This window comes from Kushneria sp. Sum13 (assembly GCF_052692355.1).
Genome location: NZ_CP199847.1, coordinates 3,544,338 through 3,568,774 on the forward strand (window position 1 = coordinate 3,544,338; position 24,437 = coordinate 3,568,774).

At 63.3% G+C, this 24,437-nt stretch carries 18 protein-coding genes; 10 read left to right on the plus strand and 8 right to left on the minus strand.

Annotation, left to right across the window (positions count from 1 at the left end):
• Positions 1-79: 79 nt before the first annotated feature.
• Both ACUN8C_RS16410 and ACUN8C_RS16415 read left to right on the plus strand, forming a co-directional pair.
• A complete protein-coding gene (locus ACUN8C_RS16410) occupies positions 80-505 on the plus strand; it encodes a Rid family hydrolase (protein ID WP_445620228.1) in 426 nt (141 codons plus the stop codon).
• A gap of 92 nt (positions 506-597) precedes the next feature.
• Positions 598-1,887, plus strand: coding sequence for an NAD(P)/FAD-dependent oxidoreductase (locus ACUN8C_RS16415; RefSeq protein ID WP_445620229.1), 1,290 nt, complete (start codon positions 598-600; stop codon positions 1,885-1,887).
• Here ACUN8C_RS16415 and ACUN8C_RS16420 read toward each other — a convergent pair.
• Positions 1,798-2,787 (minus strand): helix-turn-helix domain-containing protein, encoded by a 990-nt coding sequence (locus tag ACUN8C_RS16420; RefSeq protein WP_445620230.1) that lies wholly within the window; start codon positions 2,785-2,787, stop codon positions 1,798-1,800. The genes ACUN8C_RS16415 and ACUN8C_RS16420 overlap by 90 nt on opposite strands.
• A 166-nt stretch (positions 2,788-2,953) precedes the next feature.
• Between ACUN8C_RS16420 and feaR the strand changes: the two genes are divergently transcribed.
• Positions 2,954-3,892, plus strand: coding sequence for a transcriptional regulator FeaR (feaR, locus tag ACUN8C_RS16425; RefSeq protein WP_445620231.1), 939 nt, complete (start codon positions 2,954-2,956; stop codon positions 3,890-3,892).
• Positions 3,893-3,964: 72 nt separating this feature from the next.
• Here the strand turns inward: feaR and ACUN8C_RS16430 are convergent, their stop codons facing one another.
• From ACUN8C_RS16430 to ACUN8C_RS16445, 4 genes are all read right to left on the minus strand, one after another.
• Positions 3,965-5,449, minus strand: coding sequence for an aldehyde dehydrogenase family protein (locus tag ACUN8C_RS16430; protein WP_445620232.1), 1,485 nt, complete (start codon positions 5,447-5,449; stop codon positions 3,965-3,967).
• Between the two features lie 139 nt (positions 5,450-5,588).
• Positions 5,589-6,932, minus strand: coding sequence for a hypothetical protein (locus tag ACUN8C_RS16435; protein WP_445620233.1), 1,344 nt, complete (start codon positions 6,930-6,932; stop codon positions 5,589-5,591).
• A 279-nt stretch (positions 6,933-7,211) separates the two neighbouring features.
• Positions 7,212-10,268, minus strand: coding sequence for a cytochrome P450 (locus ACUN8C_RS16440; RefSeq protein ID WP_445620234.1), 3,057 nt, complete (start codon positions 10,266-10,268; stop codon positions 7,212-7,214).
• A 293-nt stretch (positions 10,269-10,561) separates the two neighbouring features.
• Positions 10,562-12,439, minus strand: coding sequence for an FAD-binding monooxygenase (locus ACUN8C_RS16445; RefSeq protein ID WP_445620235.1), 1,878 nt, complete (start codon positions 12,437-12,439; stop codon positions 10,562-10,564).
• Positions 12,440-12,892: 453 nt separating this feature from the next.
• Between ACUN8C_RS16445 and ACUN8C_RS16450 the strand changes: the two genes are divergently transcribed.
• Genes ACUN8C_RS16450 through ACUN8C_RS16470 form a run of 5 tightly spaced genes read left to right on the plus strand, consistent with a single transcriptional unit; the run spans position 12,893 to position 17,591 of the window.
• Complete coding sequence (locus ACUN8C_RS16450) at positions 12,893-13,279, plus strand: 5-carboxymethyl-2-hydroxymuconate Delta-isomerase (protein ID WP_445620236.1); 387 nt, start codon at positions 12,893-12,895, stop codon at positions 13,277-13,279.
• A 27-nt stretch (positions 13,280-13,306) separates the two neighbouring features.
• Positions 13,307-14,815 (plus strand): 5-carboxymethyl-2-hydroxymuconate semialdehyde dehydrogenase, encoded by a 1,509-nt coding sequence (gene hpaE, locus ACUN8C_RS16455; protein ID WP_445620237.1) that lies wholly within the window; start codon positions 13,307-13,309, stop codon positions 14,813-14,815.
• A gap of 60 nt (positions 14,816-14,875) precedes the next feature.
• The gene (hpaD, locus tag ACUN8C_RS16460; protein ID WP_445620238.1) at positions 14,876-15,856 is read left to right on the plus strand and encodes a 3,4-dihydroxyphenylacetate 2,3-dioxygenase; all 981 of its coding nucleotides are present in this window, start codon (positions 14,876-14,878) and stop codon (positions 15,854-15,856) included.
• Positions 15,857-15,913: 57 nt separating this feature from the next.
• The gene (locus tag ACUN8C_RS16465) at positions 15,914-16,804 is read left to right on the plus strand and encodes a fumarylacetoacetate hydrolase family protein (RefSeq protein ID WP_445620239.1); all 891 of its coding nucleotides are present in this window, start codon (positions 15,914-15,916) and stop codon (positions 16,802-16,804) included.
• The gene (locus tag ACUN8C_RS16470) at positions 16,791-17,591 is read left to right on the plus strand and encodes a 2-oxo-hept-4-ene-1,7-dioate hydratase (protein WP_445620240.1); all 801 of its coding nucleotides are present in this window, start codon (positions 16,791-16,793) and stop codon (positions 17,589-17,591) included. The genes ACUN8C_RS16465 and ACUN8C_RS16470 overlap by 14 nt, the downstream gene beginning before the upstream one ends.
• A 28-nt stretch (positions 17,592-17,619) precedes the next feature.
• Here ACUN8C_RS16470 and hpaA read toward each other — a convergent pair whose 3' ends face one another.
• Positions 17,620-18,663, minus strand: a complete 1,044-nt coding sequence (hpaA, locus tag ACUN8C_RS16475; RefSeq protein ID WP_445620241.1) for a 4-hydroxyphenylacetate catabolism regulatory protein HpaA — start codon at positions 18,661-18,663, stop codon at positions 17,620-17,622.
• On the opposite strand from hpaA, the gene hpaI reads away from it, so the two are divergent.
• Both hpaI and gabD read left to right on the plus strand, forming a co-directional pair.
• Complete coding sequence (gene hpaI / locus ACUN8C_RS16480; protein ID WP_445620242.1) at positions 18,662-19,465, plus strand: 4-hydroxy-2-oxoheptanedioate aldolase; 804 nt, start codon at positions 18,662-18,664, stop codon at positions 19,463-19,465. The two genes, hpaA and hpaI, sit on opposite strands and share 2 nt — an antisense overlap.
• A 64-nt stretch (positions 19,466-19,529) precedes the next feature.
• On the plus strand, positions 19,530-20,981 hold the full coding sequence (gene gabD / locus ACUN8C_RS16485; RefSeq protein ID WP_445620243.1) for an NADP-dependent succinate-semialdehyde dehydrogenase: 1,452 nt from the start codon (positions 19,530-19,532) through the stop codon (positions 20,979-20,981).
• Between the two features lie 86 nt (positions 20,982-21,067).
• Here gabD and ACUN8C_RS16490 read toward each other — a convergent pair whose 3' ends face one another.
• Positions 21,068-22,759: an amidohydrolase gene (locus tag ACUN8C_RS16490; RefSeq protein ID WP_445620244.1), complete on the minus strand. Its 1,692-nt coding sequence runs from the start codon at positions 22,757-22,759 to the stop codon at positions 21,068-21,070.
• Between the two features lie 222 nt (positions 22,760-22,981).
• The gene (locus tag ACUN8C_RS16495; RefSeq protein WP_445620245.1) at positions 22,982-24,427 is read right to left on the minus strand and encodes an amidase; all 1,446 of its coding nucleotides are present in this window, start codon (positions 24,425-24,427) and stop codon (positions 22,982-22,984) included.
• Between the last annotated feature and the right edge of the window lie 10 nt (positions 24,428-24,437).

Sequence of the window (24,437 nt, forward strand, 5' to 3'; positions counted from 1 at the left end):
CTGTTTCCTGTATTTTTCAGTGGGTGCCCCGTTGTCGGATGCGCCCACCCTTCACCGACATCAATGTGAGCGTTTTCCAATGACGACAATTACCAGGGTCAAGACCGGTTCAAAATTCGAGGAACACGCCAGCTACTCCCGCGTGGTAGCTGTTGATGACTGGATCCTTGTCTCCAACACCGCCGGGCGCAACCCGGACACCGGGGAGATCCCGGCAGACGTCAGCGAACAGCTCAGGCAGGTGTTTGCCAACATCGAACGCGGACTGTCCGCCGTCGATAGCGACCTTACCGACGTGGTGTCTGTAAAAATCTTCATCCAGAACCCGGCGGACACCGAAACCGTCATGACGCTTTTCGGCCAGACGATGCGCGGCATCGACCCGGTCATCACCGTGACCTGCCCGCCGCTGGGCTCGGAGGTCTACAAGGTCGAGCTGGAAGTCACCGCCTACCGTGGCGCGGGCCGTGCCGAGGTTCACCGGATCGACACCTCCGCTCAGTGAGACATCCTTCGGCGCCCCACCCGAATGCCCGACATGCGACCGGCAATGACCGGTCGCCCCTGGTTTGCTGATTCACCGATCAGGACACTTTCATGGCACCGACCATCGCATCCATTGACACCTCCAGAGACTTTCCCGCCGAGACCACCGTCGTCATCATCGGGGGCGGCATTATCGGCCTGACCGCCGCGCTGACGCTTGCCGAACGCGGCGTACCGGTCGTCGTGCTGGACAAGGGCCGGCTGGCCGGTGAGCAGTCCTCCCGCAATCTGGGCTGGATTCGCAAGACCAGCCGCCACGGCGAGGACGTGCCGCTGGCGCTGGCCGCCGACCGGCTCTGGGCCGGCATGGCCGAGCGGACCGGCAGCGATGTCGGCTATCGCCCGTCAGGCATCATGTTTTTATCGCGCACCCCCGAACAGCTGGCCCTGCATGAAAGCTGGCTCAAGTCGGTGTCAAACCTGTCGCTGGACTCGAGGCTGCTGACCGCACGTGATATCGACGCACAGGTGCCGGGCGGGCGCGGCCAGTGGGCCGGCGGTATTTTTACCCCGTCCGACGGCTACGCCGAGCCAACGCTGGCCTCCAGCGCCATCGCCAAAACCGCCATGGCCCGCGGCGCGGTAATCATCGAACACTGTGCAGTACGTAACCTTGTCCGCACCGGCGGACGGGTGAGCGGCGTCGTCACCGAGCGTGGCGAGATCCGCTGCGACCAGGTGCTGCTGGCCGGCGGCATGTGGTCACGCCGTTTTCTGGGCAATATCGGCATCTCCCTGCCGACCCTGCCCCTGATCCTGTCGGTACTTCGCACCGGGCCCATGAAAGGCCCCACCGACAGCGCCGTCGGCGGACCGGACTTCTCCTTTCGAAAGCACCGGGATGGCGGCTTTATCGTGACCCAGCGCGGCGCGCTCGATGCACCGCTGACGCTCGATCACCTGCTGGTGGGCTCCAAATACCTGAGCGCGCTGCGCTCCCAATGGGGGCTGATGCGAATATCGCTGGGCAAGCATTTCTGGCGCGACCTGGCGTTGTCCCGGCGCTGGAAGCATGGCCGCTCGCCCTTTGAGCGCGTGCGCACCATGGACCCGCCGATCAACGAGCGGCTCAACAACGATGCCCTGCGCAACCTGTCCGCGGCCTGGCCGGTATTTGAAAACGCCACCGTCGAACAGTCCTGGGCGGGCATGATCGACATCACGCCGGACTCCAACCCGATCATTGCACCGGTCCCCGGCGTGCCGGGACTGACGCTGGCCACCGGTTTTTCCGGGCATGGCTTTGGGACGTCACCGGCGGCCGGTCAGCTGGCGGCAGACCTGGTCATGAACGAGACACCGATCATCGACCCGGCGCCCTACAGATTCGGCCGCTTCTAGCGCACGGGCGCGGGTGGTGGAGGGCAGCTCCTGAAACAGCCGGCGGTATTCGCGACAGAAGTAGCTCTGGTGGAAAAACCCCTGCGCGGCGGCGGCGTCTGCCAGCGCCTGAGCCGGGTTTTGAAACAGGCTGCGCCGCACGGCGTTGAGCCGCAGCGCGCGCAGATAGGTCACCGGTGACTGGCCGACCTCGGTCTGAAAGCTGTACTGAAGGGTGCGTCTGGAAATTTTCAGCTGATGACACAGCGCCATCAGCGAGGGCGGGTCGTCCGGGCTGCTGCGGGTCAGCGCGTGGCATCGATCAACGATGTAGCGTCGGGTGCGATAGTTGCTGGCATCCGGCGCCCCCAATAGCGCACCGCTGCCAAGCAGCAGCTCAATGCTGTCTTCGAGCTGGCGCATCAGTGACTGCTGCAGGGCACCGGACATCGGTTCATGGGCAGGGCGCGTTCGCAGGTAGTCGGTCATCAGCTGCCACTGCCCGCGCACCTGGTGTAAAAGCGTCGAGGACACCTCAAGACGTCGCAGCCGATGGTCATTGCGGCCCAGCCACTCATGACGGCTTCGGTCGATGGAGACCACCAGCAGGTCATAATTTGAAGGCGCCACGCTCCAGAACTGCTCGCAGCGCGGCAGAACGGTTACGGTGTCGGCCCCGTAGAGGGTGCCGCTGGACCAGCGAATGGGCGTGACCAGATGCCACTGGGACTCGGGAAAATGCATCCGCTGGGACAGTCCCAGATTGGCACTTTCCCGAAAAAGGCGCACCTCCCTGCTTGAGACATCCACGATCTCGCCGGAGAAAACACCCGCCTCGATCTGGCTGGACTCCTGCTGCCAGCCTTCCAGCCGCTGGGCGTGTTCATCGGCATCAAGACAGTGATGCAGGGTGATGGTCATCAATGACTCCTTCGGGCGCACTGCCCGCGGTCATGGCACGTCTTTTGCAATATGACACAAGCCCCCGGTCAGACCGGGCATGCTTGACCAATGGATGGTGGTGACAAAGCGGTTTTTTCTTTAGAGTCCTTCTAACCATTAAAATGTTAATGAATATGGTGACCCAATGCTAACCACGAATGCAACCTCACTGCCGTTCGATGTCTGGCTTGGCGCCGTAAGGCAAACATGTGGCCCTTTCGACTCCATTCCCCGAGACCGCCGAAGCTTTCAGGGCAGTGTCTCAAAACGCTGCAACGGTGGCATCGATATTGCCAATATCGTCACGAATGCCGAAAAGATTACCAGCAGCCATGCCCAGCGCTGCGATGAAGACCGCTACTGTTTTCTGATCGTTCAAAAGCAGGGCCACGCCACGCTGGTGCAGGATGGCACCCACATCACGCTGCGCCCGGGCGAAATGGTGCTGATGGACTCCATCAGGGCATGCGACATCATTCCTCATGGCCTTATCGAGCACGACTCGCTGCATCTGTCGCGCAGGGAGGTGGCCGAGCGCTTCGGCAATGTTGCGATTCCCTTCATGAAGATCACGGCAGGCTGTGCCAGCAGCCAGATCCTGCAGCTGGTCGTCAATCGAATGGTCACCGAGCCGCTGGCGGCGGCCGAAGAAAAAGAGCGGGGGATATCGGAGTCACTGTCGGCGCTGCTGCCGGCCATCTACCAGCATCAGGCGCTGTCGCCTGCCTTTCTGGAACAGGCCGATGGCACGCTGTTCATCTGCGTTCAGCAGTTTATCGACCAGCATCTGCATGAGGACGACATCCGACCGGAACGTCTGGCGTCCGCCTTTCACATGTCGGTTCGACAGCTTTATCGCCTGTTCGAACAGCATGGCGAGACGGTGTGTCGCTACGTACAGCGCCGCCGGCTGGCCCGCTGTGCCGAAGAACTGGGCAGTCCGATTCTGAGTCGGCGCTCGATCACCCAGATTGCCTACAAGTGGGGCTTTACCGACTCGGCGCATTTCAGCCGCTCCTTCAAGCGCGAGTTTGCAAGTTCGCCGCGGGAGTATCGCCGTACACGGCTTGAGCACGCCGCATAGGCGCACCCGCCACGCAAACCGATCCCTCCCAACATACCGGCCTCTCGATGATCGAGAGGCCGATTACCTGACCTAGTAGGCGATACAGACCGACTTGAGTTCGGTGTAGGCATTGACCGCTTCCGGGCCGAACTCCTTGCCAAGCCCGGACATCTTGAAGCCGCCAAACGGCATGGCCGGGTCGAGGGTCACGTGGGTATTGACCCAGACCGTGCCGGCTTCGATGCGCGGCGTCAGGGCCATGGCCTTTGAAAGGTTGTTGGTCCAGAGACTCGCCGCCAGCCCCAGCTCGCTGTCGTTGACCATTCGCAGGGCATCTTGCTCGTCATCAAACGGAATCACCGTCAGCACGGGGCCAAAGACCTCTTCGCGGGCAATCTCCATGTCGTGACTGGCACCGCTGATGATGGCCGGCGAGACATAAAAGCCTTCGTTGGGCACTTCGTTGCCGATGTGAATGCGGGCACCCTGCTCGCGCGCCCGGTCGAGATAGCCGCGCACGCTCTCCTGCTGACGTTTGGAGACCAGCGGATTGACCTGCGCCTGCGGGTCCATGCCGGGCCCGGCCTGCAGGGTATCGATGGCCTGGGCGAGTCGTTCACAGAAGGTATCGTGAATGCTGCGGTGGACATAAAAGCGCGAGGCCGCGGCGCAGACCTGGCCCTGGTTGAACAAACCGCCCATCAATGCCCCGTTAACGGCGCGGTCGATGTCGGCATCTTCCAGCACCAGCATCGGGTTCTTGCCACCCAGCTCCAGCGATGAGTGCGCCATGTGCTCAACGGCCGCGTGGCCGACCTGCTTGCCGACCGCGGTGCTGCCGGTGAAGGTGACCTTTTTGACGTCGGGATGCTCGGCCAGACGTGTCCCGACCACCGAGCCCGACCCCAGCACCACGTTGAATACGCCGTTTGGCACGCCGGCCTCGATGGCAAGCTCCGCCAGACGCAGCACGCTCAGCGGCGTCTCCGAGGCGGGCTTGAGCACCACCGTGCAGCCGGCCGCCAGCGCCGGGACGACCTTCCACAGCGCAATCATCATCGGGAAATTCCACGGCACGATCGCCGCCACCACGCCCAGCGGCTGGCGCAGCGTGTAGGCGTTGAACTTCGCGCCCTCCGGCATGCCGATGGACACGGCCCGCGTGCTGCCCTCGAGCTTGGTGGCCCAGCCGGCCATGTAGCGGATGAAATCGATTGAAAAGCCCACATCGATACCGCGGGAGAGATTGATCGACTTGCCCTGGTTGAGCGTCTCGATCTGGGCAAGCTCTTCTGTATGCGCCTCGACCAGGTCGGCAAACCGCAGCAGTATCCGCTCACGCGCTGCCGGCGTCAGTCCGGACCAGCGGCCATCCTCAAAGCTCTCCTTTGCCAGCGCTATTGCCCGGTCGGCCAGGGCGCGGTCGCCTTCACACAGCGAGGTCAGCGCCTGACCGGTCGCGGGGTCGATGACCTCAAAGGATTTGCCCTCATCGAGAAAGGCGCCGTCGATCAACGAGCCGGTGGCCCGCTTGAAGAAGTCCTGCACACCCTGTGCGATAGTGGTCTGACTCATGACAATCTCCTGCGCATACGCAGCTTCAATGGAGGCGACCCCTCAGGGGCCGCGCGACATGACATGGGCTCAGACTATGTGTCCGACAGGTGCCGCGCTTGCCCTGCGCTGCCGGACACATGACGCTGGCTGCCGAGTACTAGAAATTGAAGCCGACCAGCAGCTGGGTGTAGTAGTTCGTACCGCTGTCGCCGAGCTGCGAACCGCCGCTGTCTGCAGAAGCATCAGGCTTGTAGCGCCCCACCAGCGGCATCACCCACCAGTGATCGTTGATGGCCCAGTTGCCGTAAAGATCGATCTCGTTGCCGTCGAGTTTCGGCCCCTGACGGGTATCAAGCGTATCAAAGCGATAGGCCAGCACCCCGAGGCTCAACTGCTCCGAGGGCTGGAGGGCCAGCTTGGCCTGATGAACGCGCGCGTTGCTTGCAAAGGGGCCGGCATAGTTGGCCGCCACCTCGCCCTGGAACCAGGTGCCCAGTGCACGGCCGTTGCCGTAAAAGAGCGGGTCATAACCGTCGGAGAAGCGGCTGAAGCGATAGCTGACGTAGGGCGACCAGGCCAGCTGATCAAACGTCCAGCCGGCTTCCAGATACCAGGCGTTTTCACTGTCGTCGTTGCCCTTGTCCTGAAAGGCGTACTGACCGGCCAGAAACAGGTTTTTGACGCCCGCATTGCCGTGGCCGTAGACGCTATAGACCCTTGTATTGTCGCGGTCCGGATAGAGAAACGCGTAGTCGCTGTCGGTATCCAGAACCTTGATGTACGTCGCCCCAAGCGTATTGTCGCCATCGACATGCTCCAGAGTGCCTACCGCCATCTCCGGTCGCGCCTGCGCCCGGTTGTCGGACTTCAGCCACATCAGATCACCACGCCAGCCCTGATCGCCACCCAGTCGTACCACCGCGGTATTGTCAAAGGACTGCCGCGCGGCCAGATAGTAGGCCCCGCCGCGGTCGAGATCGCCGCCCAGCACCCCATCACCGAAGTTGAGCGAGTCGCCGGAAATCAAAAAGCCGTCGCCGGCCTGAATGTATTGCCGCCCGAAGGAGACATCGATCCCGTCATGACCCAGCGCCGGCACCATGTCGCCGGACTTCCAGCCGCCAAACAGGTTTTCGATGTGCGTGCGGCGCTCATCGCCGGTGGTAAAGCCGCCGGCATCGCCCTGGCCCCAGGTCGCGCTCGAGGTCCAGGCCACGTTGCCGTAGAGCGAGCCCTGCGTCGGCGAGAGCGTGTGGGTCGCATCCAGGCCGTACTTGATAAACCCTTCCTGCCAGTCCCTACCCCCGGCCTCGGCTGTCTCCGACTGGGCATAGCCCTTCTGGGAGTGAAAGACGCCCCCCACGCCGTTGACGTTCAAATTGATTTTGGTCTGATCGGTGGCGTAGAGCTCAAGCGCCGAGGCGCTGCCACACATGGACAGCGTGATCGCAGTACCGGCGGCCAGCCGCGGCAGCAGGGGGCTATAGCGTGAGGTGGTCATGAGGCAATCGTCCCTTGTTGTTGTGACGCGCTTTGTTTTGAAGATCAGGGTGGTGGTGATCATGGCTTTAATGATCAGGACACCCGAGGCGCAGGGCCTCTGATCACAAACTATCGAGCAGCGCCGCACCGCGCTTGTCTGGCGCTGACGAAAACCCGCCCCGCGCTGCCGAGGCGTCGCACAGACATCAAAAAACCGGCACGGGGCCGGTCGTTTGAAGTGCCGCCTGCAGGCATCAGGGACAGTCGTGCCGACAGGACAACGCTTATATGCCAGGCGTCAGGCCGGCACGCTCGCCGCCTCAGTCACCAGCGCCAGCACACCTTCTGCCCAGTCCAGTGCCACCTCTGATGCCGAAAGCGCCCCGCTGGCATCGTGGCGACCGAATTCGCCAACCCGCGTGGCCCCGCAAGCCATTAGCGCTTCGGCGAGCAGCTCGCCGCCGCGGGAATAGGTTTTGGCGTAGCTGCTGTCGCCCAGCCCAAGGCATGCAAAGCGAATGCCGGCCAGGTTCGGAGCGTCATCACGCAGTGCCTGGTAAAAATCCATGGCGCCGCCGGGCACCTCACCGTCACCATAGGTCGAGCAGACCATCAGATAAAACCGCTCAGGGTCGAGCGACCCGGGCTCGATATCGCCCAGATCGGCCACGGTGACCTCACAGCGCCCATTGAGCGCCTGCTCAAGCTCCTCGGCCACCAGTTCTGCATTGCCGGACTCGGTGCCAAACAAAATGCTGACCGACAGATTGCCCAGGCTGTCGCCGTCGCCGCCCGCCGCCTGAACGTCGCGCGGGATCACCAATGACGCGTTGCGCGCCGATTCAAGCAGGGCCTCGAGCGTGTCCAGCTTGGTACGCACCCGGCCAGCGGCCGGCCGGGCACATTCAACGTGATCAATCCGACGCCAGCCGTCGATATCGGTGGCCTCGGCATGCGGCGCAAGTCCACTGCGCGAACACGTCACCTCTCCCGTGGCGATGTCAGCGCCGATCACACTGGCCAGCGCCCGGGCATCACTGCGCTGATCGGGAATCGTGCCGCGGGCACCACGCCGCAGCCAGCCGGCCAGATACAGCCCGGCCTCGATGCGTCCGGTCTCGGAAGCAGCCGGCAGCTCGGCAAGTGCTTTGGACACCGCATCCTCCGGGTCGGGCACAAAGCCGATGGCCGTAATCACCGAGTCTGCGGCCAGTGACACCGTGTCACCCTCAAACCGCAGCGCCAGCCCTTCAACCTGCGCCTGCCCGTTGATGCGTTCGGGCACCGCCTCGAACCACCACTCGACCGTGATGCGAGGGGTGCTCTCGACCTCAATGGCGCCCTCGACCCCGATGTCACCCACGCCCGGCAGCCGGCGCAGTGCATCCAGCCGGGCATCCTTGCCGTCCACCACACTGTCGAGGTCGACCCCGTGGAGGCGGTGTCGAATGTTCGGGAAGCGTCCCAGCTCGCGGATCATCACCGGATCAAAGCGGGCCGTTCGGGCACTTGAACGGCCAATGATGTGCAGCGTATCGATCTCGCGGGTCAGCGCGCCGTGTACGGCATCATCAATGTCACTGCCCTCGAGATCCAGCGGCCGGATCGATAGCAGCCGCAGCACGTCGATGGCCACATTGCCCTGACCGACAATCGCCACGCGCCGGCCCAGTGTCGGGGTGTCGGTTTCGTCCGGATGGCCGTTGAGCCGGCGAGTAATGCAGCCTGCGCCAAACACGCCGGTCAGATCCTCGCCCGGAATGTTCAGACGACGGTCCGCGCAGGCGCCGGAGGCCAGCACAACCGCGTCGTACCCCGTCCGCAGATCACTGAACGACACGTCCCGACCCAGGGTGGTATTGCCGACAAAGCGCACGTTCGGCGACTCGAACAGACGATCAAACTGACGCGACACCGCCTTGGTGCCCTGATGATCGCCGGCCACGCCATAGCGCAGCAGCCCATAGGGCACAGGCAGCCGGTCGACAAGATCGATACGCGCACCCGGCATGCGGCGCTGAATCTCTTTGGCAGTGAAACAGCCCGCCGGCCCCGAGCCGACAATGGCCACATGCGGGGTCGCCTCGGCCTCCATCGTTGCCGCCGCTGAACCGTTCGCGAACACGGAGACAGGCCCGCCTTCAAGCGGCGCCACATCACGCCAGGTCACCGGCAGGGTCAGCATGCCGCGAAAGACCCAGCCGCCGATGGTGGGCTCGCGGTCAGGGTGCACATCGAGCCCCTTTAAATGATTGAACAGCAGCGGCAGGGCGACTTCGGCCACCTCGGCGCGCGCGGCCCGCGCGCCCAGACAGACGTGTGTGCCCTTGCTGAACGCCAGATGCGGTTTCACCTCGCGGTGAATGTCGAATTCGTCCGCACGCGCCCAGATCGACTCATCCCGATTGGCCGAGAGAATACAGATGCCCAGCCGCGCGCCTTCCGGCAGCTCGACACCGGCCAGCACCGTTTTTGTCGTGGTCTGGCGCGAGTAGAGCCCGATGGGCGCTACCCAGCGAATGGTTTCATCAAACACCGTCGACCAGAGGCCCGGATCACGCTCTACCGCCAGGCGCTGGTCGGGATGGGTCAGCATCGCCCAGGCCGCCACTCCCAGCGCGTCGCGCGGCTCGTTAAGCCCGCCACCGATGCTCATCTTGAGGTTGGCACGGATCTTTTCGATCGGCATCTGCGCCTCGGGCGAGGAGAGCAGCAGCGAGATCAGGGAGTGGTCCCGGTGATGCAGATGCCACTCGAGCATCTCATCCAGCGCGATATCCACCTCATCAAACGAGCGCTTGCCCGCCGCCCAGACCGCCGGGTCCTCGGCGTAGTTGCCGGTGGCATCGATCAAAGTCTGTGACCAGCGCTGAAGAGCTTCCGCCGAGGCGTTGTAAAGCCCGAGCATCGATTTCAGACACTCGGCGGCAAAAGGGGCCGAAAAGTCCCGGATGATGTCGGCCCCGGGCCCCATGTCGATAAATCGAGCCAGCTGCTCGCGCCCCTTGTCGTGGAAGATCTGCGTCCAGGTGTTTTTCACGGCGCCCGGCTTGAACACGCCCTGCCACTGCCGACGCTCGTGGTAATGCTCCGGGTCGTCGCGACGCAGCATCGAATGCCCCATGGCCCGTATCTGAAGCGAGTCACGTTCATTGGCAGAAAAGGTCTGCTGGTCATGCTCGGTGATGATCACGGCCTCATAGCTGGTGATCAGGTAGCGATTGACGCAGGGCACCCAGTGAACGCCGCCCTCACGACGAAGACGTTCATAGGTCGGATACGGGTCGCGATAGAGCGTATCAATATCGACCCAATCAGCCACGGGCGCGGGACGAGCAATTGGTGACGGTGTCATGCAACCTCCACGGAAAAGGGATGGCCGAAGCGACATCAGGCCATGGACATCGGGATGTCATGGCGGCTTCGGCGCACCAGAACGCGATGGATCACGGGCGATCGTCAGCGCTGATACATGACCAGGCTATCCATTCATTAATAAGTTAACAATTCGACTTTCTGTATACGCGCGCCTCTGGCACAGCGCCTGCCATTGCATTTTTCATGGCCATTGCCCACAGACATCGCGGCGGTACGCCCCTGGCGTACCGCCGTCGTGTGATGTCGATGATTCAGGCAGGGGAGGGGAGGTCAGATCAGAAGACGCTGGAAGAACGCAGCCAGCCGCCCGGTATCCTCAAGGCTCAGCACATCGGCCACGTATTGATCGGGACGTACCACCACCAGCGCCCCGTTACGGTCGATGCCGCGCAGATCGAAAATGTCCTCGTCAGGTGCCACGCCAAACACATTTTCAAGGTCCACCAGCGCAAACGGGCCCACGGTCGGCTTGAACACCTGCGGCACCTGATTGATCGCCACATCCTCATGGCGCTGCTGATAGATCACCTTGATATCGAACCAGTCGTTCCGGGCATCGCCGTGACCGCCTGCGTTGAGCGGTGACTGCGGCGACGATGCAAGCCACTCGGCCAGACGCTGCGTCGCGCTGTTCTCGCCGGCGGTGGCAGCATCGGCAAACACATACAGGCGCCATCGACCGTCGGCCCGGGCCTGATGGCCGAGCTGAAGCGGGTTGCCATCACATACCCGCGACACCCTCGCCGACTTGAAGCGCTTGCCGACCGGAAAGCCGTTGGCACGCGCCTGCTGCTCGGCGTCATTGGTGATCATCGAGGGTGCGTATTCGGTCATGAAGCCGGCCGGAAACTCGATGGTACGGGTGTAAAACGCTTCCAGCTCGCCCGGGTCCTCGAACTCCTCCGGGCGTTTGGCCATCATCGTTGACCACTGCTTGTCGAACGCGATCAGATTGGCCGCCACGACCTGACGTTCGCCAGAATAGGTCGACAGCAGGCTGGCCGGACTGCGCTGAGTCAGCACGTAGCCGAGCTTCCAGCCCAGGTTGAAGCCGTCCTGCATCGACACGTTCATGCCCTGACCCGCCTTGGCACTGTGGGTGTGGCAGGCGTCACCCGTGATAAACACCCGCGGCAGGCGGCCGGATTCGGGGTCCTCGACATCATCAAAGCGGTCGGTCAGACGGTGTCCCACTTCATAGACGCTGTGCCAGGCCACGTCTCGAACATCGAGGGTATAGGGTGTGAGGATCTCGTTGGCCCTTTTGATGATCTGCTCGATGGGCGTATTGCGCACGGCGCTGCTGCCATCGGCAGGCACTTCGCCCAGATCGACATACATGCGAAACAGGTGCCCACCCTCGCGCGGAATCAGCAAAATGCTGCCGCCGGAGCGGGACTGAATGGCACATTTGGTGCGGATGTCGGGAAAATCGGTGACCGCCAGCACGTCCATGACCCCCCAGGCATGATTGGCCTGATCGCCGGCAAGCGTACAGCCGATGGCACTGCGCACGCCGCTGCGCGCGCCGTCACAGCCCACCACGTATCTGGCCCGTATGGTGCGCTCAACGCCTTCATCATGGCCTGCCACCGTGCGTACCGAGACGCTGACGGGGTAGTCCTCGTCGTCATTGATCTCAAGCCCTCTGAACTCGAAGCCGAAGTCCGGGCGAATGCGCGCCGGGCCGTTGGCGGCGGACTCGGCCAGATAGTCGAGTACCCGGGCCTGGTTGACGATCAGGTGGGGAAACTCGCTGATGCCCTCCGGGTCATCCGGGGTACGCGCCGTGCGTTTGATGTGCTCGGGACGGTCCGGGTCCGGCTTCCAGAAGGCCATCTCGGTGATGCGGTAGGCCTCGGCGGTGATGCGGTCGGCAAAGCCGAAGGCCTGAAAGGTTTCGACGCTGCGCGCCTGAATGCCGTCGGCATGGCCGATTTCAAGCCGGCCCGTGCGGCGCTCGATGATGCGGGTGCGGATGTGCGGAAACTGTGAGAGCTGGGCGGCCATGATCATGCCGGCAGGGCCGGTGCCCACAATCAGAACATCCACGTTGTCGGGCAGTGTCTCGGGTCGGTCAACGCCTTCGCCCAGAGCCGGTAGCCTGCGCGGGTCGCCTGACACATAGCCGTAGTGATGAAACTGCATGATGCTGTCCTCGTGATGGTGGCGGTGCCGAGGCAATGAGCACTCGGTCACGGCAGGGCCGCGCATCGCCTCGACCGGGTCGAAGGCGCGCAGCGGCTCGTGTGCTTTTTATGCTGGGCAACGCCTGCCCCCTTGAGGATGTGTTTTACGCTTTCTCGATTGCACTTTTCATGAATTCACCCCCTACCTTGGTCGCTCTGCTCACCCATCACGCCCTTCACTCATTAATCTATGAACGATATCGCTGGCAGGGCGCTTTTCGCCCATTTTGTGCCATCGCGATTACCGGGCGGAGATTGGCCTTTCATCGACAAAGATAGGGCTTGACATAAAATGCCCGCCCATGTCGTTAATATATTAACGAAAAAGTGAGCCGCGACGTGCCCGGGGAAGGCTCCTGGCAGACGTTCACTCTTGAATCACCACGCTCAGGCCTTTTTCAGGGAGAGAGACATGCCCCATCTGCATATCGAGTATTCGCCCACGCTCGAGCGACATGTGGATGTCCGCGACATCTGCCGGGCGGCCTGGGAGGTCATGACGACGTGCGACCTCTTCCCGCGGGCCGGCATTCGCGTGCGGGCCTTTGCCGCCGACCACTGGATCGTTGCCGATGATCATCCCGACAACGATTTTCTGGCCATGACGCTGAGTGTCGGCAGCGGACGCGCGCAGAGTGATCTCAAGGCCGCCGGTGATCGTCTCTTTGCCGCCGTACAACAGGTGTTGTCCGAGGTACTGGCCACGCCGCACTTCGCCCTGTCGCTGGAAATTCGAGAAATCAATGCCGAGCTGAGCTGGAAGGACACCCCGATCCATGCCCGGCTGTCCCGACAGTAAGCCCATGCCCTTTCTGGAGGATGTCTGATGAGCCAGTTGAACGACAACATTACCCGCGCGCAGGACTACATGAAGCGCTTTCGCGAGCAGGGCGTTTTAAACCATATCAACGGTGAGTCGGTGCCTGCCGACTCCGGCAGGACCTTTGAGACCATCTCGCCGGTGGATCTCTCGACGCTGGCCCACGTCGCCCACGGCGGGGCCAGCGACATCGACCGCGCCGTACAGGCGGCGGAGAAGGCGTTCAGGACCTGGAGCAAAACGCCGGGCAAGGAGCGTCGGGCGATCCTGATCAAGGTGGCCGAGGCGATCGAGGCCCGCGCCGAGGAAATCGCCTTTATCGAATGCATGGACACCGGCCAGTCGCTGCGCTTCATGTCAAAGGCCGCCATTCGCGGTGCGGCCAACTTCCGCTTTTTTGCCGACCGGGCGCCCCAGGCCGAGGACGGTCAGGCGCTGCGCAACGAGACCCAGATGAACGTGACCTCCAGGCGTCCGCTGGGACCGGTCGGGGTCATCACGCCGTGGAACACGCCGTTCATGCTCTCGACCTGGAAGATTGCCCCGGCCCTGGCCTCGGGCTGCACCGTGGTCCACAAGCCGGCCGAATTCTCGCCGATGACCGCCAGACTGCTGGTCGAAATTGCCGAGGAAGCCGGCCTGCCGAAGGGCGTGTTGAACCTTGTCAACGGCATGGGCGAAGACGCCGGCAAGGCCCTGACCGAACACCCCGGCATCAAGGCCATCGCCTTTGTCGGCGAAAGCCGCACCGGCCAGATGATCATGGCCCAGGCCGCGCCGACGCTGAAGCGCTTTCATTTTGAGCTCGGTGGCAAGAACCCGGTCATCGTGTTCGAGGACGCCGACATCGAGCGCGCCGTCAACGCCGCCAGCTTCATGATCTACTCGCTCAATGGCGAGCGCTGCACCTCGTCGTCGCGACTGCTGGTGCATGAAAGCATCTATGAAGAGGTCACTCGTCGCGTGGCGGACATCGCCAACGGCGTGAAGGTCGGCCATCCGCTCGACCCGGACACCGTGGTGGGTCCGCTGATCCATCCGGAACACGAAGAAAAGGTGCTGTCGTATTTCGAAAAGGCGCGTGAAGAGGGTGCCACCATCGCCGCCGGCGGCGAAAAGGTCGGTGAGCAGGGCTGCTTCATTCGCCCGACGCTGTTCACCAACGCCCGCAACGACATGACGATCGCCCAGGAAGAGATCTTTGGCCCGGTGCTCACCGCCATCCCCTTCAAGGATGAAGAAGAAGCGCTGCGACTGGCCAACGATACCCAGTACGGCCTGGCCGCTTATCTATGGACCAATGACCTCGACCGCGCCATGCGTCTGACCGATGAACTGGAAGCGGGCATGATCTGGGTCAACTCCGAAAACGTGCGTCACCTGGAATCGCCCTTCGGCGGCGTCAAGTCATCCGGCATTGGCCGCGACGGCGGTGACTGGTCGTTCGACTTCTATATGGAGACCGTCAACGTCTCCTTCCCGCGCAAGGCCCATCAGGTGCCAAGGCTCGGCTGATATTGCTACTCGCAAGGGGCCACGCGCGCCCCTTGCCCCGGAATCTCAAGGAGACACGTCATGCCCATTCCAGCTCCCAATCTGTACCCGGCGTTCAACATCATTCGTTTGAGCCACGTCGTGTTCGGCGTCACCGATCTGAGCAAAAGTCGGCATTTTTATGTCGACACGCTCGGCCTGCAGGTCACCGATGAAGACGACCAGCGCATCTACCTGCGCGCCATGGAAGAGCGCGGCCATCACTGCATCGTGCTGGAGAAAAGCGACACCGCGACCGTCAGATCGCTGTCGCTCAAGGTGTTCGACGAGGTCGAACTCGACAAGGCGCACGCCTGGTTCAAGGAGCACGGTCATCCAGTCGAGTGGGTCGAGCGTCCCTATCAGGGCCGCACCCTGCGCACCACCGACTGCTTTGACGTGCCCATCGAGCTGTACTTCAAGATGGACCGGCTCTCCCCGATCCATCAGCAGTACGCACTCTACAAGGGCGTCAAGCCGCTGCGCATCGACCACTTCAATCTGTTCTCGCCCGACGTGGACAAGTCCGTCGACTTTTATAACCAGCTGGGCTTTCGGGTCACCGAATACACCGAGGACGAAGAGAGCGGCAAGCTGTGGGCGGCCTGGACCCATCGCAAGGGCGGCGTGCACGACATGGCCTTCACCAACGGCCAGGGCCCGCGTCTGCACCACACGGCGTTCTGGGTGCCCACACCGCTGAACATCATCGACCTGTGCGACCTGATGGCCACCACCGGCTATGTCAGCAACATCGAGCGCGGGCCGGGCCGGCACGGCATCTCCAATGCCTTCTTTCTCTATATCCTCGACCCGGACGGTCACCGCATCGAGATTTACTGCTCGGACTACCAGACCGTCGACCCGGACCTGGAAGCGATCAAGTGGGACCTGAAGGATCCCCAGCGCCAGACCCTGTGGGGCGCACCGGCGCCGCGCTCCTGGTTCGAGCACGGCTCGCTGTTTGAAGGTCTCGAGCCCGTCGAATCCCAGCTCAAGGCCACGCCCATCGTGGCGCCCTGAGCCACACTGTCTGAACATCCGGCCCGGCCGATGCCGGGCCTCTGCAGGAGAGACGTCATGACCACTGCACTGCCTGCCCGACTGGCCGCCTTTCACGCCGATGGCGCTGACCGCTACGGCGTCGTGACCGATGAGGGCATCATCGATCTGAGTCAGGAATTTGGCGAACGCTTCCAGGGGCTCAAGGAAGTGATCGAGCAGGGCGCCATTGATGAGCTGATGCGTGCCGCCGAAGGCCGCCGTCCGGATTACCAGCCAGACGCGGTCACCTTTCTGATTCCGGTGGCCAACCCTGAAAAGCTGATCTGCGTGGGCGTCAACTTCCCCTCGCGCAACGAGGAGTACAAGGACGGCCAGGCCGCCCCGGACAAACCGTCACTGTTTATCCGTTTTCCGCGCAGCTTCGTGGGTCACAACGTGAACCTGGTCCGCCCGCCGGAGAGCGAGCAGCTCGACTATGAAGGCGAAGTCACCATCGTGATCGGCAAGGGCGGTCGCCGCATTGCGCGCGAGAAGGCCTACGAGCACATCGCAGCGCTGACGCTGTGCAACGAAGGCACGATTCGCGACTGGGTCCGTCACGCCAAGTTCAACGTCACCCAGGGCAAGAACTTTGACGCTACCGGCTCGATCGGCCCCTGGCTGGTGCCGTTTCGTGACGCCGCCCAGCTGGATGACATAGAACTGACCACGCGCGTCAACGGCGAGGTCCGCCAGAATGATCGCACCTCGCGCATGATGTTCGATTTCCGCTACATCGTGAATTACGTCTCGACCTTCACCACCCTGGTGCCGGGCGACGTCATCGTGTGTGGCACGCCGACCGGCGCCGGCGCCCGCTTTAATCCGCCCGTGTGGCTCAAGCCCGGCGATGTCATCGAGGTCGAGGCCGACGGTATCGGCACCCTGATCAACGGCGTGGAGGACGAGCACCATGGCGCTGACTAACGCTCAGATCGAAGCCGCCGCCGAGGCGCTGCTTGAGGCCGAGAAAAGTCACGAGCAGATCGGCCTGCTCTCGAAGGCCTATCCGGACATGACGCTGGACGACGCCTATGCGATCCAGACCGCCCAGATGGCGCGCAAGACACGTGAGCACGACATCATCGGCTGGAAGATCGGCCTGACCTCGAAAGTGATGCAGGACGCGCTCGGCATCGATACGCCCGACAGCGGCGTGCTCTATGACTACATGCGCTTTGAGACTGGCGCGGTGATCCCGAAGGGCCACTTTATTCAGCCGCGTATCGAGGCCGAGATCGCCTTTGTCATGAAGGCACCGCTGGAAGGCGAGGTCACCCGTGAAGACGTGCTGGCGGCTACCGATTTTGTGGCGCCATCGCTTGAGATTCTCGATACCCGCATCGTGCGCAAGGACGCTGACACCGGCCGGATGCGCGTGATCGTCGACACGGTGTCCGACAACGCCGCCAATGCCGGCATCGTGCTGGGTGGCGAGCGTCACGACCCTCGGGAACTTGATCTGCGCTGGGTCGGCTCGATCGTCAAACGCGACGGCGAGGTCATGGCCACCGGCCTGGGTGCCGGCGTGCTGGATGATCCGGTCACCGGCCTTGTGTGGCTGGCCCGGCGCATGGCGACCTACGGCCAGCGTATCGAGGCGGGTCAGGTGGTGCTGTCGGGCTCGTTCATCGGCCCGATCGAATGCCCGTCCGGCAGCCATATCGAGGCCGATTTCGGGACATTCGGGCAGGTCACACTGACATTTGAATAGAGCGACGTTTGAATAACGCCTGGGCGACTCAGGTCGCCGTGTGCTGATGGCGATAGCGCGATGGGGTGGACCCCACATGACGAGCAAAGAAGCGGCAAAAATAGGCAGGGTCCTGGAAACCGAGCTGGTAGCCGATTTCGTTGACCGACATGCGGGTAAACACCAAAAGGCGCCTGGCCTCCTGCATCAGCCGGTCATGCACCAGCCGCTTGCTGGGCGAACCGGCGATGCGCCGACACACGCTGTTGAGCCGGGCCTCGGTCACGTTCAGCGTTTTCGCGTAGTGCGCAAGCGTCCAGTGCTCGCGAAAATGGGTCTCGATCTCCAGATTGAAACGGCGAAACAGGCTCAGCGCATCGTGGCGCACATGGTTGGCCCGCAGCGAGCTGGCACTCAGTCGAAAGAGACTGACCAGAATCAGCCGGGTCAGGGTCACCAGCGCCACATCGCGCCCGGGGCGCTGCGTCGTGAACTCGGCCCCCAGCTCATCGAGCAGGCGCTCGACGCGCTGGACATCACCGCGGGCCTGTTCGCTGACATGACCGGTGGCCACGCACACCGGGGCCACGCTCGAGGCATCCCCCAGTTCGGGGCTCTCCTCGAGCAGCGCCCAGACCAGCTCCTGGCGCACGGTCAGGACATGGCCATCGCAGCCTTCTTCGGTAATGAAGGCGTGAGGCACCGTCGGCGGCGTCAGAAAAAAGAGTGGCCCGTGCTGGTGAAAGGGTCGCTCGTCCAGATAGACCCGCACCATGCCGCTTTTGACGTAGTGCACCTGAAAGAACCGGTCATGGTGATGGACCGGCATGTTGCGCCCGTAAAAGTTCGCCATGTGGGCCAGCGAATCGTGGTGCACCGGCGCATCGGCGTAGCGCTGGTCGTACTCGCGCCCGATGGTGATGTTGGGAATGAAATCCAGTGCCATGGTGTCCTGCCTCGCTGGTGGCGCATGACGCCCGCCGATCATCGGGATATTAACAGGGTGGCCGTCACCCGCTCCATGCACGTCATGGCGTCCTGCATGCGTCGCGGCGTCCATTTCCTCTTTCGACCCGTCAGGGAGAATCTTCATGGATATGCCCCGTAATACCTTCAAGCAGGCCCTTGCCCATCATCAGGCACAGATCGGCCTGTGGGTGGGTCTGGCCGATGGCTACTGCGCCGAACTGGCCGCCAATGCCGGGTTTGACTGGCTTTTGATCGACGGCGAGCACGCCCCGAACGATCTGCGCACCATTCTCCAGCAGCTGCAGGCCGTCACGCCCTACGATGCCCAGCCGGTCGTGCGCCCGCCCGTGGGCGATGCCGCCCTGATCAAGCAATATCTCGATATCGGCGTGCAGACCCTGCTGGTGCCGATGGTGGATACCGCCGAACAGGCCCGCGAGCTGGTGCGCGCCACCCGCTACCCGCCCGAGGGCATTCGCGGCGTGGGCAGCGCGCTGGCCCGCGCCTCGCGCTGGAACAGCATTCCCGGCTATCTCGATCAGGCCGACGGTGAAATCTGCCTGCTCCTCCAGATCGAGACCCGACAGGGGCTTGAGAATCTTGACGAGATCGCCGCCGTCGAAGGCGTTGATGGTGTCTTCATCGGCCCGGCGGATCTGAGTGCCTCGCTGGGCCACCGCGGCGACCCGGGTCATGACGAGGTACAAAACGCCATCGAGGACGGCATCGCGCGTATTCAAGAGGCCGGCAAGGCCGCCGGCATTCTCTCGGCCAACAGGACGCTCGCGCGGCGCTATCTCGAGCTGGGCGCCACCTTCGTGGCCGTGGGCGTCGATACCAGCCTTTTGATGAACGCCATGAAAGCGCTGGCCGGCGAATTCAAGGGCGGCGATGCCCCCGAATCCCCCTCGTCATCGGTGTACTGATGTTGCCTGTTTTCGATCATCCGGGCCCGGCCAGTGCCGTCGGCCCCTTATGTGGAAATGGATCATGAACCTCAAAGACTCCAGTCTTTTGCGTCAACAGGCCTATATCAACGGCCAGTGGGTGGATGCCGACAGCGGCGATACGTTTGACGTGACCAACCCGGCCAACGGCGACACCGTCGCGACCGTGGCCCGCGTGGGCAAAGCGGAAACCCGGCGCGCCATTGACGCTGCCGGCGCGGCCCTGCCGGCCTGGCGTGACCTGACCGCGAAGGCCCGGTCGCTGATTCTCAAGCGCTGGTTTGCGCTGATGCAGGAACACCGGGAAGACCTGGCCCGCATCCTGAGCATGGAACAGGGCAAGCCGCTGGCGGAAAGCCGCGGGGAAGTCGATTACGGCGCCAGCTTCATTGAGTGGTTTGCCGAGGAGGGCAAGCGTGTTTACGGCGACGTGATCCCCAACGACAAGCCCGACCGTCGCCTGATCGTGATCAAGCAGCCGGTCGGCGTGGTCGCGGCGATCACCCCGTGGAATTTCCCGATTGCCATGATCACCCGCAAGGCCGGTCCGGCGCTGGCCGCCGGCTGCACCATGGTGTTAAAGCCCGCCTCGGAAACCCCGCTGTCAGCGCTGGCACTGGCGGAACTGGCCGAGCGCGCGGGCGTCCCGGCCGGCGTGTTCAACGTGGTGGCCGGTCGCGCCAGCGAAATCGGCACCGAACTCACCCACAGCGAGACCATCCGCAAGCTCTCCTTTACCGGCTCGACCGAGATCGGTCGCCAGCTGATGGAGGAGTGCGCCGGCACCATCAAGAAGGTCAGCATGGAGCTGGGCGGGAATGCGCCGTTCATCGTCTTCGATGACGCCGATCTGGACGCCGCGGTCGAGGGCGCGATCGCCTCGAAGTTTCGCAACAGCGGCCAGACCTGCGTCTGCACCAACCGCTTTCTGGTCCAGGACGGCGTCTATGATGCCTTCAGCGAGAAGCTGGTAACGGCGGTAAAGGCGCTCAAGGTCGCACCGGCAGAAGAAGAGGGCGCCCAGCAGGGGCCGTTGATCAACCAGAAGGCCGTCGACAAGGTGCGCGCGCACATCAACAACGCCGTCGAACACGGTGCGACCATTCTCTGTGGCGGCAAGGCCCACACGTTGGGCGGCAGTTTCTTCGAACCCACGGTGCTTGGCGATGTCACGCCTGACATGGATGTGGCAGCCGAGGAGACCTTTGGCCCGCTGGCGCCGCTGTTCCGTTTTGGCACCGAGCAGGAGGCCATCGCCATGGCCAACGACACGCCGTTTGGCCTGGCGGCCTACGCTTACACCCAGAACCTGGGTCGCAGCTGGCGCATGGGGGAGGCGCTCGAATACGGTATGGTCGGCATCAATGAAGGCATCATCTCGACGGAAGTCGCCCCGTTTGGGGGCATCAAGGCCTCCGGCGTCGGCCGTGAAGGCTCGCACTATGGCATCGAGGACTATCTCGAAATCAAATACCTGTGCATGGGTATCAAATAACCCACGCCTGACCGACATTGCCCCGTCCCTCTCGCGAGGGGCGGGGCATTTTTTCAAGCGGCCATCGTCATGACAGGGCTGGTCGGTCATTCATCACGTTGATAAACCGTCTTGCCGCGAAACACCGTCGACAGCACCTGAGTCTTTGCAATGTCCTCGACCGGGATGGCCAGCGGGTCGCGATCGATAACGATCATGTCGGCCGATTTGCCCGGCTCGATCGAGCCGATCTCGGCAGACTGGTTGACCGACCAGGCGCCGCCGCGGGTCATCGTATCGACCGCGGCCTGCAGCGGGATGCTCTGCTCGGGGCCGATATCGCGGTGCACCATCGAGGCCAGAGACGGCCAGGGGTTGATCGAGGCGGCAATGGAGGGCCAGTCCGAGCCATAGGCGATGGTGGCGCCGGCCTTTAGAAGCTCGGCCGTCGGCGGCGTTCGCGCGTAGCGCGCCTTGCCGATCACCTCGGTCATGGTGTCGCTGTAGGGACCCTCTATCCAGATTGGCGGGGCGATGTCGGCTGTCACATCAAGCGCCTTGAAGCGGGCCAGATCCTGCGGGCTTGCCATGCCGACATGGGCGATGGAGTGGTGCAGATGGCCATCGGGATTGGCCTGGCGCACGGCCTCCAGGGCATCCAGCGCCTCGCGCACCGCCGCATCGCCTGCGGCGTGAAACTTCAGAGTGATGCCATGCCTGTCGAGCGCGATCGCATCCTTTCGCACCGCCTCCGGCGTCATCCGAAGATGGCCGCGAAAATCATCCGGCAGATGATGCTCGTGCAGCGCCTCTGTCTGGTAGGGATTCAACAGGGCGGCGGTAAACGCCGGCGGCACGCCGTCGAGGTAGAACTTGGCGTTGTTGGCGTCCACGTTTTTGGACATGTAGCGCTGTCGTTGAGCGACGGTCTCGCGCTGCGTCTCTCTGGACTCATTGAAGTCGGTGTCGTATTGAAGAAAGGCAACCACCCGCGCGGTCAGACCCGTCTGCTCATCCACGTCGTGATAGGCCTTGATCGTGGGTCGGTCGGTGCGTGCCTCGACAAAAGTGGTAATGCCGTAGCGGTTGGCCATCTCGACGGCGTGTTTGACCACCGCCTGATATTTTTCATCGCTCATCGGCGGAATGATCCGGGTCAGCGCGCCGGCGGCGTCCTCCTGCAGGATGCCGGTAGGCTCGCCCTGGTCATCGGTGACAATCGCCGGCATCTCGCGGGCTTTTTCTTTGGTGAATCCGGCCGCCGCCAGCGCTTTTGAGTTGACGTAGCCGTTGTGGCCGGTGTCATCGAGCAGATAGACCGGATTATCGGGCGAGACCGCATCCAGCAGCGCCTTGTTGACGCCGCCGGTGTTGGCATAGCTCGACGCCCAGGCCCCGCCCACGACCCACTCGCCGGGTTTTGCGTTTTTCACACAGGCCTGGACCCTGTCGGCAATGGCCGAAGCCGGCGTGTTGCTCGGGAAATCACAGTTGAACAACTCACGCTGGAACCCGCGCACATAGTGGCCGTGGGCATCGATGAGACCGGGCATGACCGTTTTGCCCTGTAAATCCACCACCTCGGTGGAAGGGCCGATGTAGCCACTGATGGCCTGATCGCTGCCGACGGCCAGAAACACGCCATCCTTGATGGCAATCGCCTCGGCGCGGGTGCGCCGGTCATTTTGGGTTTCGATGTTGCCGTGTTGATAGACTCGGTCGGCCACGTCACTGGCGGCCTGTGCACTGCCCGTTTGACACGCCACGGCGCAAAGCGCCAGCGTCAGCCATGTTTTCATGTTCCCCACCCCTGGTTGTGTCGGCCTCTCACGAAGGATCACCCCACCAGAGCATGCTTGATCGAATGGGAAGGGACGTCATGGACGAGCCTGCCGGATGCTTGATGCTGCCTGCCGGTGAGCGGCCCTCGCCTGTCGCGATGAGGCCGTCAACCAGAGGCGACGACACCGGGCGCTGCCCGGTGTCGTGTCATGGTCAAAACGTCAGGCGCAGATGCGCAGTCAGCGACAACAGGCATTCACCCCCGGCACACGCGCGGCCCAGGGCTGGGCGCGCTCCAGCTGCGCTGCCAGCGAGAACAAAAGCGTCTCTTCGCCAAAGCGCCCCGCGAAATGGCTGCCCAGCGGCAGACCGTCCTCGGTCCAGAAAAGCGGTACCGACATGGCCGGCTGACCGGTGGCATTGCAAAGCGCCGTAAACGGGCAGTAGCTGTGGAAAGCGTGGATGATCTCATCAAGCGAGAGTCGATCATCAAAGGCGTCCAGCGTTCCGATCACCGGCGGCTTGCGCGCCAGCGTCGGCGAGAGCAGCACGTCAAATTCCAGCTGGGTGGTGGCGATCCTGCGACCCAGCGCGTGGATATAGTTGATGGCAGACACATAGCGGGTCGCATCGATGTGCCCGCGTTCGCGCAACATGACCCGCGTGCGGGGCTCGATCTCCTCATCCGTGACCGGCTGGCCACGCATGCGCCCGATCGTGTCGAGCAGCTCCTGGGTGCTGGGACCGATCACATCGAAACAGCGCTGATACAGCTCGTCCCATTCCAGCGGCAGCGTGACCGTCTCCACCCGATGGCCGAGCGACTCGCACAGCGCCGCCGTCTGGCGGGCCACCCTTGCCGCCTCCGGCGACAGCTCGGGCCCCTCGATCATGCCAATGCGCAGTGCACCGGGGTCACGCCGGGTGGCCTCCAGACTGGAGAACGCGCTGACCGGGGCCGCGTAGGGGGCGCCCAGATCAATGCCGGCGGTAGCGTCCAGCAGGGCGGCGCTGTCGCGTACCGAGCGCGTAATGGCGTGAGAGGTGCCCATGCCGCCCCAGCCTTCGCCGGCCATGGGCCCCGAGGGCATCAGTCCGCGGCTCGGCTTGAAGCCGAAGACCCCACAGCACGACGCCGGCACCCGCAGCGAACCGCCGCCGTCGTTGCCATGGGCAAAGGGCACGACCCGGGCGGCTACCAGCGCCGCAGCCCCACCGCTGGACCCACCCGTACTGCGCTCGAGATCCCAGGGGTTGCGGGTGGCCCCGTGGCGGGTGGATTCGGTGGTGTAGGACGTGCCGAATTCCGGTGAGGTACTGGTGCCCAGCAGGACACAGCCGGTACGACGCAGTCGCGCCACGGCCTCGGCATCAAACTCGGCCCGGACCTCACCGCCAACCCGCGAGCCCTGGGTCATGCGTGCGCCCTTGAGCGGCGAGAAGAGATCCTTGACCAGCGTCGGCACCCCGGCAAACAGCTGATCGGCGGGCTGCGGCTGACGGCTTTCCTCGCGGGCCGCGTCATACAGCCGGTCCACCACGGCATTGATACTCGGCTCGACCCGCTCCAGCCGCTCGATAACGGCCTCGACCAGCGCCTCGCGGGAAATGTCTCCGGCATTGACGCGCTCGCCCAGCGCAATGCCGTCCTGGGAATCCAGCAGATGATGAAGTTCATGGCTCATGATGATGCTC